Origin of the sequence: Streptomyces sp. NPDC005962 (assembly GCF_040629205.1) — a bacterium.
GTDB lineage: Bacteria > Actinomycetota > Actinomycetes > Streptomycetales > Streptomycetaceae > Streptomyces.
In genome coordinates this window covers 85,254-100,733 of sequence record NZ_JBEXVE010000017.1, presented here as the reverse complement: position 1 = coordinate 100,733, position 15,480 = coordinate 85,254, and the positions used below count along the sequence as shown (strand labels likewise).

Annotated in this window: 12 protein-coding genes; 4 read left to right on the top strand and 8 right to left on the bottom strand. The window is 72.8% G+C overall.

What is annotated here, in order from left to right; translation table 11 throughout:
* Positions 1-183: 183 nt before the first annotated feature.
* Entirely contained in the window at positions 184-1,359 is a 1,176-nt protein-coding gene (locus ABZ370_RS26300) for a serine hydrolase domain-containing protein (protein ID WP_358625401.1), read from the top strand.
* Positions 1,360-1,415: 56 nt separating this feature from the next.
* Here ABZ370_RS26300 and ABZ370_RS26295 read toward each other — a convergent pair whose 3' ends face one another.
* Positions 1,416-3,122 (bottom strand): glycerol-3-phosphate dehydrogenase/oxidase, encoded by a 1,707-nt coding sequence (locus ABZ370_RS26295; RefSeq protein ID WP_358625399.1) that lies wholly within the window; start codon positions 3,120-3,122, stop codon positions 1,416-1,418.
* Between the two features lie 245 nt (positions 3,123-3,367).
* Between ABZ370_RS26295 and ABZ370_RS26290 the strand changes: the two genes are divergently transcribed.
* The gene (locus tag ABZ370_RS26290) at positions 3,368-4,639 is read left to right on the top strand and encodes a nucleotide sugar dehydrogenase (protein ID WP_358625397.1); all 1,272 of its coding nucleotides are present in this window, start codon (positions 3,368-3,370) and stop codon (positions 4,637-4,639) included.
* Positions 4,640-4,701: 62 nt separating this feature from the next.
* On the opposite strand, the gene ABZ370_RS26285 is transcribed toward ABZ370_RS26290, so the two are convergent.
* Entirely contained in the window at positions 4,702-6,939 is a 2,238-nt protein-coding gene (locus tag ABZ370_RS26285) for a DUF6049 family protein (protein ID WP_358625395.1), read from the bottom strand.
* Between the two features lie 65 nt (positions 6,940-7,004).
* Complete coding sequence (locus tag ABZ370_RS26280; protein ID WP_358625393.1) at positions 7,005-8,153, bottom strand: rod shape-determining protein; 1,149 nt, start codon at positions 8,151-8,153, stop codon at positions 7,005-7,007.
* Positions 8,154-8,458: 305 nt separating this feature from the next.
* Here ABZ370_RS26280 and ABZ370_RS26275 point away from each other — a divergent pair, with 305 nt between their 5' ends.
* Positions 8,459-9,115 carry a hypothetical protein gene (locus tag ABZ370_RS26275; protein WP_358625391.1) on the top strand — a complete coding sequence of 219 codons (657 nt, stop codon included), beginning with the start codon at positions 8,459-8,461 and terminating at the stop codon, positions 9,113-9,115.
* A gap of 100 nt (positions 9,116-9,215) precedes the next feature.
* On the opposite strand, the gene ABZ370_RS26270 is transcribed toward ABZ370_RS26275, so the two are convergent.
* The 4 genes from ABZ370_RS26270 to ABZ370_RS26255 all read right to left on the bottom strand — a co-directional run bounded on the left by ABZ370_RS26270 (position 9,216) and on the right by ABZ370_RS26255 (position 13,579).
* Positions 9,216-10,340 (bottom strand): GuaB3 family IMP dehydrogenase-related protein, encoded by a 1,125-nt coding sequence (locus ABZ370_RS26270; RefSeq protein ID WP_358625389.1) that lies wholly within the window; start codon positions 10,338-10,340, stop codon positions 9,216-9,218.
* 83 nt (positions 10,341-10,423) lie between these two features.
* The gene (gene guaB / locus ABZ370_RS26265) at positions 10,424-11,926 is read right to left on the bottom strand and encodes an IMP dehydrogenase (protein ID WP_358625387.1); all 1,503 of its coding nucleotides are present in this window, start codon (positions 11,924-11,926) and stop codon (positions 10,424-10,426) included.
* A 127-nt stretch (positions 11,927-12,053) separates the two neighbouring features.
* Positions 12,054-12,665 carry a sigma-70 family RNA polymerase sigma factor gene (locus ABZ370_RS26260; RefSeq protein ID WP_358625385.1) on the bottom strand — a complete coding sequence of 204 codons (612 nt, stop codon included), beginning with the start codon at positions 12,663-12,665 and terminating at the stop codon, positions 12,054-12,056.
* Positions 12,666-12,967: 302 nt separating this feature from the next.
* A complete protein-coding gene (locus ABZ370_RS26255; protein WP_003948568.1) occupies positions 12,968-13,579 on the bottom strand; it encodes a response regulator transcription factor in 612 nt (203 codons plus the stop codon).
* A 397-nt stretch (positions 13,580-13,976) separates the two neighbouring features.
* Here ABZ370_RS26255 and ABZ370_RS26250 point away from each other — a divergent pair, with 397 nt between their 5' ends.
* Positions 13,977-14,291: a WhiB family transcriptional regulator gene (locus ABZ370_RS26250; RefSeq protein WP_009715795.1), complete on the top strand. Its 315-nt coding sequence runs from the start codon at positions 13,977-13,979 to the stop codon at positions 14,289-14,291.
* A gap of 177 nt (positions 14,292-14,468) precedes the next feature.
* On the opposite strand, the gene ABZ370_RS26245 is transcribed toward ABZ370_RS26250, so the two are convergent.
* Complete coding sequence (locus tag ABZ370_RS26245; protein ID WP_358625382.1) at positions 14,469-15,389, bottom strand: LysR family transcriptional regulator; 921 nt, start codon at positions 15,387-15,389, stop codon at positions 14,469-14,471.
* Positions 15,390-15,480 lie beyond the last annotated feature (91 nt).

Here is a 15,480-nt window from a genome sequence, read left to right as displayed (position 1 = left end):
ACCCACCCTGGGAGAGCCCCCATTGTCTCTCATCCACGACCCCGGGAAAGCCCGGGGTCCGGGGCACGGAGCGGGCACGGTGCGGCGGCCGTCCCGGCACCTGCGAACATCGGAGGGTCCGCAGGAAACGGAAAGGCCCGTGTCATGCCCATCTCCGCCATACGATGGCACAGGCGAGGCCGTATGCCGACCGCCGTGGCGCTGGTCGTGGCCACGGCCGTCGCACTGACGGGCTGTACGGCCGAGGTGGAGGCCCGGGCGAGCGTGGGCGGCGGTGCCCGGAAGGCCGCCGCCGCGAGGGAGGCCGCCACCGCGCGTGCCGCCGCCCGTAAGCAGCGCGGCGCCGTGACGGCGGCCCTGCGGCGACTGGTGACCGGCGGCGAGGCGCCCGGGGCCGCGGCGCTGGTCCGGGACGGGGGCGTGGCCCGGTTCGCCACCGCCGGGGTCGCGGACACCCGGAGCGGGCGGCGCATCGAACGGGACGATCACTTCCGCGCGGGCAGCGTCACCAAGACCGTCATCGCCGCGCTGACGCTGCGGCTGGCCGGTGAGGGCAGGCTCCGCCTGGCCGACACCGTCGAGAAGTATCTGCCGGGACTGGTGCGCGGCCGGGGCAACAATGGCCGAAAAATCACCCTCCGCCAGCTCCTCACCCACACCAGCGGGCTGTTCGACTACACCGCCGACCCGGTGCTGGCGCGTCAGCTGTCGGCAGCGGACGGCACGACGACGCACAGCCCCGCCTCCCTGATACGGACCGCGCTCACCCACCGCCCCGACTTCGCGCCCGGGGCGAAGTGGGGTTACTCCAACACCAACTACGTACTGCTGGGCATGATCGTCGAGCGGGTCACCGGGCGCCCGTACGGTGCCGAGGCCCGGCGCCGGGTCCTCGCCCCGCTCGCGCTGCGCGACACCTCGTTCCCCGGCACCCGCACCACGCTCCCGGACCCGCACGGCCACGCGTACGACGCCCGGGGCGACGGCGCCTGGCGCGACGTCACCGACCTGGACCCCTCGTCCGCCGGAGCGGCGGGCGAGATGATATCGACGCTGGACGATCTGTCCCGTCTGCTCGGCTCGCTGCTGCGCGGCAAGGCGGTGCCGAAGGCCGCGCTGCGGCGGATGGAGGACACCTCGGCGTCCGGCGGCCAGTACGGTATGGGCCTGTTCCCGGTGCGGCTGCCGTGCGGGACGACGGTCTGGGGGCACAACGGCCAGGTCAACGGCTCGTACGCGCTGGCCGTGGCCACCCGCGACGGCCGCCACACCCTCGTCTACCGCCTCAACAGCGACGGACCGCCGGACCCGGACGCCGAGACGGCCCTGCTCACGGCGGAGTTCTGCCCGGCCCGGTGACGCCCGGCCCGACAGTCCCCGGTAGCCCCACCGGCGCGTAGCCCCATCCGCGCGGACTACAGCGGCACGATGTCCGGTGCGCCCAGCCGCGCCGCGTCCGCCGTCAGGTCGTCCGGCTGCCGCTGCGATTCGCGCTCCGCCTCCACCCGCTTCTCGTAGTGCTCGACCTCCTTGTCGATCTGCTCCGGCCCCCAGCCCAGCACCGGTGCCATCAGCTCGGCCGCCTCGCGCGCCCCGCGGGTGCCCCGGTCGAAGGTCTCGATGGAGATCCGGGTGCGCCGGGTGAGGACGTCGTCCAGGTGGCGGGCGCCCTCGTGGGAGGCGGCGTAGACGACCTCGGCGCGCAGATAGTCGTCGGCGGCGGTGAGCGGTTCGCCGAGCGTCGGATCGGCGGCGATCAGCTCCAGCACCTCCTCGGCGAGCGCGCCGTACCGGTTCAGCAGGTGTTCGACGCGGGCGACGTGCAGCCCGGTGCGGCGGGCCATGCGCGCCCGCGCGTTCCACAGCGCGTTGTAGCCGACGGCGCCGACGAGCGGCACCTCCTCGGTGACACAGGGCCCGACCCGGCGGTCGAGGCCGTGGACCGCCTCGTCCACCGCGTCCTTGGCCATGACCCGGTACGTCGTGTACTTGCCGCCCGCGACCACCACCAGGCCGGGCACCGGGTGGGCGACCGTGTGCTCGCGCGAGAGCTTGCTCGTCGCGTCCGACTCCCCGGCCAGCAGCGGGCGCAGCCCGGCGTAGACGCCCTCGACGTCGTCGCGGGTGAGCGGCACTCCGAGGACCTCGTTGACGTGTTCCAGCAGGTAGTCGATGTCGGCGCTGGAGGCGGCCGGATGCGCCTTGTCGAGGTCCCAGCCGGTGTCGGTGGTGCCGATGATCCAGTGCCTCCCCCACGGGATCACGAACAGCACGCTCTTCTCGGTGCGCAGGATCAGCCCGGTCGTGGAGTGGATGCGGTCCCTGGGCACGACGAGGTGGATGCCCTTGGACGCGCGGACGTGGAACTGGCCGCGCTCCGCGATCAGCGCCTGCGTCTCGTCCGTCCACACTCCGCTGGCGTTCACCACCTGGCGGGCCCGGATCTCGAACTCACCCCCCTGCTCCAGATCATGCACCCGGGCACCGACAACGCGGGCGCCCTCGCGGAGGAAGCCGACCACCCGGGCCCGGTTGGCGACGTGGGCGCCGTACCGGGCGGCGGTGCGGACCAGCGAGGTCACGAAGCGCGCGTCGTCCACCTGGGCGTCGTAGTACTGGAGCGCGCCGACCAGGGCGTCCTTGCGGAGGCAGGGGGCGACGCGCAGGGCGCTGGTGCGCGAGAGGTGGCGGTGGACGGGGAGCCCGCGGCCGTGCCCGGAGGAGACCGACATCGCGTCGTAGAGCGCGACGCCCGCCCCGGCGTACATCCGCTCCCAGCCCCGGTGCTTGAGCGGGTAGAGGAACGGAACGGGCTTGACCAGGTGCGGAGCGATCCGCTCCAGCAGCAGTCCGCGCTCCTTCAGCGCCTCTCTGACGAGGGCGAAGTCGAGCATCTCCAGGTAGCGCAGGCCGCCGTGGATGAGTTTGCTGGAACGGCTGGAGGTGCCGGAGGCCCAGTCCCTGGACTCGACCAGTCCGGTTTCCAGGCCGCGGGTCGCGGCGTCCAGCGCGGTGCCCGCGCCGACCACTCCGCCGCCCACGACCAGCACGTCCAGCTCACGGTCCGCCATCCGGGCCAGCGCCTGACCGCGCTCGGCCGGTCCCAGTGCCGGTGTCTTCACCGCTGCCTCCCGTTGTGATCGACGTCACGACGCTCGCCTGATGATTTTCCTGGCTTTCCCCTCGCTGTGCCATGCCGGGGCCGGACCCCGATCGGGCTGCCGCTGCCGCTGCCGCGCGGGCTGTCTCCCGCTGGTGACCGCAACACCGCGTCGTCATCCTCCGTCAATACTGAATACGAGTCATATTTCCGCTTAGTCTGCCTTTGCGCCATCCGGAATCGCCTCGGGAAGGGCGGCTCGCAGTCATGCACGCAGATCTCGCCGTCATCGGACTGGGCCATCTCGGCCTCCCGCTGGCCCAGGCCGCCACCGCCGCCGGTATCCGTACGGTCGGCTACGACCCGGACTCCGGGGCCGCCGACGAGCTGCGGGCCGGACGGCTGCCCACCGGGGCGGGCGACGGTTCGCTGACCGCCGCCGAGCTGCGCCGGATGATCTCCGGCGGCTTCCGGACCACCACCGACCCGGCCGATCTCGGCCGGGTCCGCACCGCCGTGATCTGCTCCCCCACCCCGCTCGGCGAGGACCGCCGTCTCGACCTGTCCGCGGTCGGCGAGGCGGGGCGCACACTGGCGGGGCGGCTGCGCCCGCACACCACTGTTCTGCTGGAATCCACCGTGTACCCCGGCACCACCGAGGAATTCCTGCGCCCGCTGCTGGAGGAGGGGTCCGGGCTGCGGGCCGGGCGCGACTTCCACCTCGCCTACTCCCCCGGCCGCCTCGACCCCGGCAACCGCGTCTACGGCTACGCCAACACCCCCAAGGTCATCGGCGGCCTCACCGCCGCCTGCACCGAGGCGGCCGCCGCGTTCTACGGCCGCCTCACCGAGAAGGTCGTCCGCGCGCGCGGGCCGCGCGAGGCCGAGACCGTGAAGGTCCTGGAAACCAACTACCGGCACGTCAACATCGCCCTGGTCAACGAGATGGCGGCGTTCTGCCACGACAACGGCGTCGACCTGTGGGACGTGGTGCGCTGCGCCGAGACCAAGCCGTTCGGCTTCCAGTCCTTCCGCCCGGGCCCCGGCGTCGGCGGCCACGGCGCGCCGATCGAATGCGACCGGATGACGCACCCGCAGCGCGGGCTCGGCCTCCCGCTGCGCATGGTCGAGCTGGCGCGGCAGGTCAACGGGCGGATGCCGGGCTACGTCACCCAGCGCTGCGCGGCGCTCCTCAACGAGCACGGCAAGTCGGCGCGCGGCGCCCACGTCCTGCTGCTCGGCGTCGGCTACAAGCCGGACGTGGCGGACGAGGAGGGCTCCCCGGCGCGCGAGATCGCCGCCCGGCTGATGGAGCTGGGCGCCCAGCTGGGCTACCACGATCCGTATGTACCGGGCTGGCGGGTCCTCGGCCGCCCGGTGCCGCGCGCGGACGCGGTGTACGAGGCGGCCGCCGAGGCCGACCTGACCGTCCTGCTCCAGCACCACCGCACGTACGACCTCCAGGGCCTGGCGGTCAAGGCCCAGCTACTCCTGGACACCCGGGGCGCCAGCCCGGCGGGAGCCGCCCACCGGCTGTGACGGCCCGGGCCAGCCACCCGCCCACGGCCACGGCCGGACCGCCGCGGGGCCCTGGTGCCGCCTCACCGCCCGGCCGCTCGGCGGCGGGTGGTTCGCAGGCGTAGGGCCGCCGCCAGGGCGATCAGGACCAGGCCGCCCGCCACGAAGGCGATCGCGCCCGACGGTACCGAGCGCACCTCGGCGGTGAAGGTCATCGGGGCGCCCCACGGGCGGCCGTCGGCGCGGGTGTAGAGCTGGGCGGTGAGCCGCACCGGGCCGTTCGCGTGGGCGCTCAACCGGACCCGTACCGTACGGCTCACCGCCCGCGACGCCCGCACCGCGACGGCGTGGCCGACCGCGCGGGCCCGCTCCGGGCGGCTGGAGAACACCCGCAGCTCGACCCCGGTGAGGTCCTGCTGGAGCCCGTTGGCGACCGTGACCGGGATGGTCGCGGAGCCCCCGGTCACCACCACCCTCGACTTGGGCACCAGCCGCACCGAGGCGATCGACGCGGTCAGATAGCGGGCCACGCCCTCCTGGTAGGCGCGCGCCCCCGCCGCGTCGCCCCGCCACCCCGTCGACACCGACCGCGCCAGCGCGGCGCGCACCGAGGCGACCGTGGCGCGCCCGTCGGACAGCACCTTCGCCAGCGCGCGCAGCCGCCGCCGGTCCCGGGCGACCGCCGCCAGCCGCTCCGGCGGCAGCTCGGAGGCGAGCAGCGCGGCCGGATGGCCGCCGTCGTCCCGCAACTCCCCCGCCTCCGGCTCCCGCAGCGCCACCTCCAGCCGGGACGCCTCCAGCCAGCCCGCCTCCTGACCGGCGGCCAGCACCGAGAGCAGGGTGCGCGCGACCCCGACCGGCATCCGGCGCGGCGGTACGACGACCAGGTCGCGGGCCGCGTACGGCAGCTCCCGTACCGCCGTCAGGGTCTCGGCCAGCAGCCGCTGCCGCAGCGCGAGCCGGGCGGGTTCACCGGCGGCGCCCGCGGCGGGGTGGCTGCGGAACAGCAGGGAGGCGACGGTCGCGTCGTACGTCAGCGCGGTGCGCCCGCCGCCGATCGCGACCGCACCGTCGTCCGTGGCGCCCCCGGCGACGAGCGTCGCGCCGTAGGGGCCGGGCCCTTCGCCGGAGGCGAGCACCGTGTTCAGGCCGAGCCGCCCCGCGTATCCGGTGATCCCGGCGTCGAGCATGCCGCCCGCGGGCCAGGCCAGCCCGTCGCGGGCACGGACACCGAGCGCCCGGTTCACCACAGAGGTGCCGGTGGCGGACGCGCGCCGCAGCAGCGCGGCCGTCGCCGGGTCGCCGCCGCGGGCGAGCGAGGCCAGATCGGGGTCCGCGTACGGCAGGGCGATCACGTCCCGGCCGTGCACCGCCTTGCGCAGCGCGGCCAGCCAACCGGCCGCGGCCTTGCCGCCCTTGCCCGCCCGGGCCTCCTGCGGGTCGCTGCTGCCGGGCCTGCGGGCCACCCGGTAGCCGCGCGCCATGGCCTGCGCCTGGACGATCAGGTCGGGGTCGACGGCCCAGGTCACCGGCTCGTCCTCGCCCAGTTCGACCAGCCGCCGCAGCCGCCCGCCGGGGCCGAACGCGGCGGTCAGCGCGTCGTCGCGGAAGACCGGCAGCACGCTGTCGTCGCCGGTGCGCCGTGTCAGCGCCTCCATGTGCGGGACGTCGGTGAGCGGCCACAGGACGGTGGTGCGCAGCCGTTCCAGGCCGGTGCCGTCGGGGTAGACGGGGAGCTGGCCGCGGGTCAGGCCGAGGACGTGGCCGTCCGCACCGGCCGCGGTCACGGTGAGCGGATACGCGCCCGCGCCCTCCAGCCCGAGGCCGGAGACGGGCACGGTGAGGCCGAAGCGGCGCCCGGCGTGGGCGTCGAGCCGGGCGAGGCGGGCGGTGTGGTCGGCGACTTCGGTGCCGTCGGCGCGGGTCAGGAGGGCGCGCGCGGCGTGGGTGGCGAGGGCGCCGCGGGTGTCGGCGGCCCCGGCGGCGGCGATGCGCACGCCGATGTGGACGCCGGTGATCCGCCGCCCGGAGGTGTTGGTGACGGTGCCGCTGATCCTGATCTCACCGTCGTGGCGGATCACGGCAGGGCTCAGCGACCGCAGTTCGACGGCGAGCGGGTACGAGGCGGCAGCGGACCGGGCAGGCGCGAACCGGGCAGAGGCGGGCGCGGCAGAGGCGGGCGCGGCGGTGGCGGGCCCGCCGGGCAGGAGCAGCGCGACCGCCACGGCGATCGTCCGCCCGTACGCCCGTGCTCCTGCCGTCACCTCGCCGCCGTACCTCCCCGCCTGACGATCCGGTCCGGTCCGGTCCGGTCCGGTCACCAGCCCACCACGGCGGCTCCCGGGCCGCACGCCCACGCGGCCCGATGGAGGGGTCCGGCGGCGCCTCAGACCCGCACGGTGTCGGAGCGGCGCGGGCTGGCCTCCATCGCGGCCCGCAGCGACGCGAAGTCCTCGACACAGCGCCCGGTGCCGACGGCGACACAGTCCAGCGGGTCGTCGGCGACCAGCACCGGGATGTCCAGCTCACGGCCGAGCCGTACGTCCAGACCGCGCAGCAGCGCGCCGCCGCCGGTGAGCACGATGCCCCGGTCCATGATGTCGCCCGCCAGCTCCGGCGGGGTCTCGTCCAGCGTGGACCGGACGGCGGCGACGATGCTGTCCACCGGCTCGGAGAGCGCGTGCCGCACCTCGTCTGCGGTGAGTTCGAGCACCTTGGGCAGCCCGGTGGCCTGGTCCCGGCCGCGGATGGTGCAGCGGTCGGGCGGCAGCAGGGCCTGGGTGTCCTCGTTGTCACCGTTGTCGAGCACTTCGACGTTGCGCTCGGTCAGCCGGACGGACGCCCCGGCGCGCGGCGCCGACCAGGAGCCGGTCGGTGAGGCGGACCCGATGGACACCTTGATCTCCTCGGCGGTGCGTTCACCGATGGCCAGCGCGTACTGCTTCTTGACGTACGTGCTGATCGCGACGTCCATCGCGTCGCCCGCCACACGCACCGAGCGCGCCGTGACGATTCCTCCCAGCGAGACGACGGCGACTTCCGTCGTACCACCGCCGATGTCGACGACCATCGAACCGGTGGGCTCGCTCACCGGCAGTCCCGCGCCGATCGCCGCCGCGATCGGCTCCTCGACCAGATGCACCTGCCGCGCCCCGGCCTGGGTCGCCGCCTCCATCACCGCGCGCCGCTCGACGCCGGTGATGCCGGACGGCACACAGACGACGACGCGGGGGCGGGCCAGCCGCCGGGTGCCCATCACCTTCTTGATGAAGTACCGCAGCATGCGCTCGGCCACCTCGAAATCGGCGATGACCCCATCCCGGAGCGGTCGAACGGCGACAATGTTCGTCGGGGTCCGCCCCATGGTCTCCTTTGCCGCCGAACCCACCGACAGCACGTTGCCGTCGACCGTGTTGACCGCCACGACCGACGGTTCGTTGAGCACGATGCCCTTGCCCCGCAGGTACACCAGCGTATTCGCGGTGCCGAGGTCGATGCCCATGTCTCGCCCAGTGAACGACTTGTTCTGCGCCATAAGTTGACATTATTGCTTATGCCGGATTCTGTCCTGTCGGTGCCGAGATTCGCTCCACCGTGCGGATCTGGCCACCGTCACCGGACCATCAGAGGCATCGCCGAATAGCGGATCAATATCCACTTTTACCGGGACACCATGTCTCCATCCGGTCCCAGCCATGTCACGGACCCCGGAAGTGACTTGTCTGGTTGTCATGCACTCCTGTTACTTTATGGCTCGAATCTTTCGCGTTCCCCGCCGTCGCCGCACCTGGGGCACGGCTGTCTTCCGAACGCGAATCACCTTCATCCCCGGGGGATTTCATGAGCCAGAACTGGCAGCAGCCACAGCAGCCGGGCGGTTACCCGCAGCAGCAGACCGGTTACCCGCAGCAGCCCGCGGCGCCGCAGCCCGGCTACGGCTACCCGCAGGGCCAGCAGGCGCCGCAGCAGCAGCCGCAGTTCGGCGGCGGATTCCCGCCGCCCGCGCCGCAGGTGGGCCGCCAGGGCAACCCGCTCGCCGCGGTCGGCGCCGCCGTCGTGGCCGCTCTCGTCGGCGCGCTGGCGTACGCCTTCCTGCTGAGCGCGCTCGCGGACACCGACAAGAACCCGCCGGAGGTGACGAAGTTCGCCTACGCCGGTGTCGCCCTCGGCGCGCTCGTCGGCTTCGTGGTCGCCAAGCTCGGCGGCCGCAACGTGGCGCTGTGGGTGGTCGGCGCGGCTCTGGCACTCGGCGCCGTCTTCCTCGGCGAGCTGTACGGCTACGCCATGATCATGAACGACGCGGCCTCCAACTACGTGGCCGACCTCGGCTCCGCCGCCGCCTCCGCCAAGATCCCGTCCGCGAACGAGATCTTCTTCGAGCACTTCGGCGACCTGTTCGACAGCTGGAAGGAAGACGCCGACGCGATCACCTGGATCTTCCTGATCCTCTCCCCGGTGGCCGCCGCCAGCACCGCCTTCCGGATCAGCAACCGCTGACCCGAAGCGCCCGCACGGCGCACCACGGCACACGACAGGGAAGGCCCCGACCGCATCCGCGGTCGAGGCCTTCCCTGTTGGCCTTGCGTGCTGCGTGCGCTCAGCGCTTGTCGTTCGACGGGGCCACCGTCACCTCGACGCGCTGGAACTCCTTCAGCTCCGAGTAGCCCGTCGTCGCCATCGCCCGGCGCAGCGCGCCGAAGAAGTTCATCGAACCGTCCGGGGTGTGCGAGGGGCCGAGCAGGACCTCCTCGGTGGTGCCGACCACGCCCAGGTTCATGCGCTTGCCGCGCGGCACCTCGTCGTGCACGGCCTCCATGCCCCAGTGGTGGCCACGGCCCGGCGAGTCGGTGGCCCGGGCCAGCGGCGAGCCGATCATCACCGAGTCGGCGCCGCACGCGATCGCCTTCGGCAGATCGCCGCTCCAGCCGACCCCGCCGTCCGCGATCACATGCACATAGCGGCCGCCGGACTCGTCCATGTAGTCCCGGCGGGCGGCGGCGACATCGGCCACCGCCGAGGCCATCGGTACCTGGATGCCCAGCACATTGCGGGTGGTGTGGGCGGCGCCGCCGCCGAAGCCCACGAGCACCCCGGCCGCGCCGGTGCGCATGAGGTGCAGCGCGGCGGTGTACGTGGCGCAGCCGCCCACGATGACCGGGACGTCCAGCTCGTAGATGAACTGCTTGAGGTTCAGCGGCTCGGCGGCACCCGAGACATGCTCGGCCGAGACGGTGGTGCCCCGGATGACGAAGATGTCGACCCCGGCGTCCACCACGGCCTTGGAGAACTGCGCGGTGCGCTGCGGCGACAGGGCGGCGGCGGTGACCACGCCCGAGTCGCGCACCTCCTTCAGCCGCTGCCCGATCAGCTCTTCCTTGATCGGCTCGGCGTAGATCTCCTGGAGCCGGCGGGTCGCGGTGCGCTCGTCCAGCTCGGCGATCTCGGCGAGCAGCGGCTCGGGGTCCTCGTACCGGGTCCACAGGCCTTCGAGGTTGAGCACCCCGAGGCCGCCCAGCTCACCGATGCGGATCGCGGTCTGCGGGGAGACCACGGAGTCCATCGGGGCGGCCAGGAACGGCAGCTCGAAGCGGTAGGCGTCGATCTGCCAGGCGATCGAGACCTCCTTCGGGTCCCGGGTGCGACGACTCGGCACGACGGCGATGTCGTCGAACGCGTACGCCCTGCGGCCGCGCTTGCCGCGCCCGATCTCGATCTCAGTCACGTGGGGTGCCTTTCGCTGGCTTGTTCTGCCGTACCAGTATCGCCATCCCCCGCGCGGAGCCCGTCGCGCGGGGGTCGCCCGGGTTAACGGCCGGAGTAGTTCGGCGCCTCGGAGACCATCTGGACGTCGTGCGGGTGGCTCTCCTTGAGGCCCGCGGAGGTGATCCGCACGAAGCGGCCCTTCTCCTTGAGCTCCGCCACGGACGCCGAGCCGACGTACCCCATGGAGGCCCTCAGGCCGCCGACCAGCTGATGGGCGACCGAGGACAGCGGGCCGCGGTAGGGCACCTGGCCCTCGATGCCCTCGGGGACGAGCTTGTCCTCGGAGAGCACGTTGTCCTGGAAGTAGCGGTCCTTGGAGAACGAGCGGGCCTGGCCGCGGGTCTGCATCGCGCCCAGCGAGCCCATGCCCCGGTAGGACTTGAACTGCTTGCCGTTGATGAAGACCATCTCGCCCGGCGACTCCTCGCACCCGGCCAGCAGGCTGCCCAGCATCACCGTGTCCGCACCGGCCGCGATCGCCTTGGCGATGTCACCGGAGAACTGCAGACCGCCGTCGCCGATCAGCGGCACCTCGGCCGCGTGGCACGCGCGGGCCGCCTCGTAGATCGCGGTCACCTGCGGGACACCGATGCCCGCGACCACGCGGGTGGTGCAGATGGAGCCCGGGCCGACGCCGACCTTCACCCCGTCCACACCCGCGTCGATCAGCGCCTGGGCGCCGTCGCGGGTGGCGACGTTGCCGCCGACCACATCGACCGGCACGTTCGACTTCACCTTGGCGATCATGTCGAGGATGCCCCGGCTGTGGCCGTGGGCGCTGTCGACCACCAGGAAGTCGGCCCCGGCCTCGACCAGCGCCTGCGCGCGGTCGAACGCCTCGTCGCCGACGCCGACGGCCGCGCCGACGACCAGCCGGCCCTCGCCGTCCTTCGCCGCGTTCGGGTACTTCTCGGCCTTCACGAAGTCCTTGACCGTGATCAGGCCCTTGAGCACACCCGCGTCGTCGACCAGCGGCAGCTTCTCGATCTTGTGGCGGCGCAGCAGCTGCATCGCGTCGTCGCCGGAGATCCCGACCTTGCCGGTGACCAGCGGCATCGGCGTCATGACCTCGCGGACCTGACGGCCCCGGTCCACCTCGAAGGCCATGTCCCGGTTGGTGACGATGCCCAGCAGCTTGCCGGAGGCGTCGGTGACCGGGACGCCGCTGATGCGGAACTTCGCGCACAGCGCGTCCGCCTCGTGCAGCGTGGCGTCCGGCCGGACCGTGATCGGGTCGGTGACCATGCCGGACTCGGACCGCTTGACCAGGTCGACCTGGTTCGCCTGGTCCTCGATGGACAGGTTGCGGTGCAGCACGCCCGCGCCGCCCTGGCGGGCCATGGCGATGGCCATCCGGGCCTCGGTGACCTTGTCCATCGCGGCCGAAAGCAGCGGTACGTTCACCCGCACGTTCCGGGAGACCCTGGACGAGGTGTCGACCGCGTTCGGCAGCACCTCGGAGGCGCCCGGCAGCAGCAGCACGTCGTCGTACGTCAGCCCGAGCATCGCGAACTTCTCAGGCACTCCGTCGACGTTGTCAGTCATGACACCCTTCCAAATGGTCTTGCCCCAGCGCGGACTCCCATGCTAACGGCCTTCCCCGGTGTCACATTCCGCCCTGTGGACAACCGACGAATACCGCTGGTGACGCCGTCCGGAGCGACCGGCCGCGCTACTGTTCGGCCAGCGCACGCAGGCGGCTCAGCGCCCGGTGCTGTGCGACCCGCACCGCGCCCGGCGACATGCCCAGCATCTGCCCGGTCTCCTCCGCGGTAAGCCCGACCGCGACCCGCAGCAGCACCAGCTCGCGCTGATTCTCCGGAAGGTTCGCGAGCAGCTTCTTGGCCCATTCCGCGTCGCTGCTCAGCAGCGCCCGCTCCTCGGGCCCCAGCGAATTGTCCGGCTGCTCCGGCATCTCGTCCGAGGGCACCGCCGTGGAACCGGGGTGGCGCATGGCCGCCCGCTGCAGGTCGGCGACCTTGTGCGAGGCGATGGCCACCACGAACGCCTCGAAGGGTTTGCCGGTGTCGCGGTAGCGCGGCAGCGCGCACAGCACCGCGAGGCAGACCTCTTGCGCCAGGTCGTCCACGAAATGACGAGCGTCACCCGGCAGTCGGGACAGCCGGGTGCGGCAGTAGCGCAGGGCGAGCGGATGGACATGGGCCAGCAGATCGTGGGTGGCCTGCTCGTCCCCTTCGACCGCGCGCCCGACGAGGGAACCGATCGCCCCTGTCGCCCCGGGGCTGCCCCCCTTGAGGGGCCCCGGACTCTCGTCGTCGCGCATTGGTCCATGGTGCCTTGGGCCCGGCGGCTCCGTGGCATCGCGTCCATAGTTGTGCGTTGAAGCGTTATGAGCAGGTGCGCCGGTAGTCGTCACGTCCTGCGCTCTCCCCTCACGCCCGACAGACTCGTCCCCGAGGAACTCCACGCCTTCAAGGATGCGGCATCGCGCGAGTAACCGGTACAAGCCGCCGTCACACCTGCTGCCGCGCACGCTCTCGCCCCGCCCGCCATCCGGCGGGCGGGGACCGTAGCGCCCCCGCTGCGCAGCATCTCGATACGAGCCGTCGATACGGGCCGGGCCGCTTAGCGGACCAGGCCCCAGCGGAATCCGAGGGCCACCGCATGGGCCCGGTCGGACGCGCCGAGCTTCTTGAACAGCCGGCGGGCGTGCGTCTTGACCGTGTCCTCGGAGAGGAACAGCTCACGGCCGATCTCCGCGTTGGACCGGCCGTGGCTCATGCCCTCCAGCACCTGGATCTCCCGCGCGGTGAGCGTGGGCGCGGCGCCCATCTCGGCGGAGCGCAGCCGGCGCGGGGCCAGCCGCCAGGTCGGGTCGGCGAGTGCCTGCGTCACGGTCGCGCGCAGCTCGGCGCGCGAGGCGTCCTTGTGCAGATAGCCGCGGGCGCCGGCGGCCACGGCCAGCGCGACCCCGTCGAGATCCTCGGCCACCGTGAGCATGATGATCCGGGCGCCGGGGTCGGCGGAGAGCAGCCGCCGCACGGTCTCGACTCCGCCGAGGCCGGGCATGCGCACGTCCATCAGAATCAGATCCGAGCGGTCGGCGCCCCACCGGCGGAGGACTTCCTCGCCGTTGGCCGCCGTCGTGACCCGCTCGACGCCGGGCACCGTCGCCACCGCGCGGCGCAGCGCTTCTCGGGCGAGCGGGGAGTCGTCGCAGACGAGGACGGATGTCATGGCCGCCCTCCGAAGCTGATGCGCGTCACCTTGAGCCTCCAGGCTGGTACATATCGTCACCTGAGCGATTGACAGCCCCGGATATGTGTCCGAGAGCTTTACCCATCAACCGCCTCCGCACTCTCAACGACGGTCACCCGAAAGAGTTACGGGGTTCGGCGGCCACCTTCGACACTCTACGTGAGCCCTCGGACACGGAGGCGCTTCCCCGTGCAGGTCGCGCCCTGTAACGCCTCCCCCAAAGGTCACCCCCTTCGGTGGCATTTGGCGACCTTGCTTCCAATTTGCCGGTCTGTGTGGCTAGATTCGCAATGAGTCATATTTACATCTACTTACACAGTAGGTGTGCAACCCGGGACACAGCGTCCGCAGCCGATCGCTTCGAGGAGGCAAGGCAATGGCAGATTTCTCCCGTCTTCCCGGTCCGAACGCCGATCTGTGGGACTGGCAGCTCCTGGCAGCGTGCCGTGGTGTCGACAGCTCGCTCTTCTTCCACCCGGAAGGGGAACGCGGCGCGGCCCGCAGCGCGCGCGAGATGTCGGCGAAAGAGGTGTGCATGCGCTGCCCGGTACGGGCCCAGTGCGCGGCGCACGCCCTGGCCGTACGGGAGCCCTACGGGGTGTGGGGCGGACTGACGGAGGACGAGCGCGAGGAGCTGATGGGGCGGGCCCGCCATCGCACGGTCGCCTCCTCGGGAGCCCCGGGGGCCTGAACGGGCTCCCGACTCCCCGCTCATTGCAGAAACGTTCCGTCACCATTGACCCACCGCAGCCCACCGCCGCCCGTGCCCGCAGACGATGGGCGGGCCTTCGCGCGTCAGCGCCGGGTGGGCTTCCGCGTCAGCGTCGTGTGAGCTCTCACGCCTCAACGCCGCGCCGCGTTTCGCGCCTCAGCGCCGCGCCGCCCGCTCCAGCCGGTCCAGGGTCGCCGCCACCGCCGGTACCCGCGCCAGATCCGGCAGCGTCAGCGCCACCACCTCGCGCAGCACCGCGGGCTTGACCTCCAGCGTGGCCGTCCCCTTGGCCCGTACGCACTCCACCGCCAGCTCCGGCAGCACCGCGACCCCGAGCCCGGCCCCCACCAGCCCGACCACCGCCGGGTAGTCGTCCGTCGCGAAGTCGATCCGCGGGGTGAAGCCCTCGGCCTCGCACACCTCGACGAGATGGCGCCGGCACCGCGGGCACCCCGCGATCCACGGCTCCTCGGCCAGCTCCCCGATCCCCACCGTCCCCGCCCCGGCCAGCCGGTGATCCTGCGGGACCATGACCACCAGCCGGTCCCGCAGCAGCGGCCGCACCACCAGGTCGTCCCATCCGGCCGCCGGGTCCGCGCCGGGATCTGCCGCGGGTCCCGCCTGCGGATACCGGAAGGCGAGCGCGATCTCGCAGTCGCCCCCGCGCAGCATCTCCACCGAGCGCGGCGGCTCGGCCTCCACCAGGGAGACCCGCGTCCCCGGGTGGGCGGCGCGCATCCCGGCGAGCGCGGTCGGCACCAGCGTCGAACTGCCGCTGGGGAACGACACCAGCCGCACCCGCCCGGCCCGCAGCCCGGCGAGCGCCGCGACCTCCTCCTCCGCGGCGGTCAGCCCGGCCAGGATGCCCGCCGCGTGCCGCACCAGCGCCTCGCCCGCCTCGGTCAGCCGCATCTCCCGCCCGGTACGGATCAGCAGCGGCGTCCCCGTGGACTGCTCCAGGGCCTTCATCTGCTGGCTGACGGCGGGCTGGGTGCAGCCCAGGTCGCGGGCGGCGGCGGAGAAGGAACCGGTGGTGGCCACCGCGCGCAGCACCCTCAGATGACGAGCCTCGATCATGCCACCGAGCATAAGGGGCACTTGGGTGCGGACCGGAATATCGCGCCGGAGCTTTGACTGATTGGGGTCGGATTGCGAACGGATCGCGGCC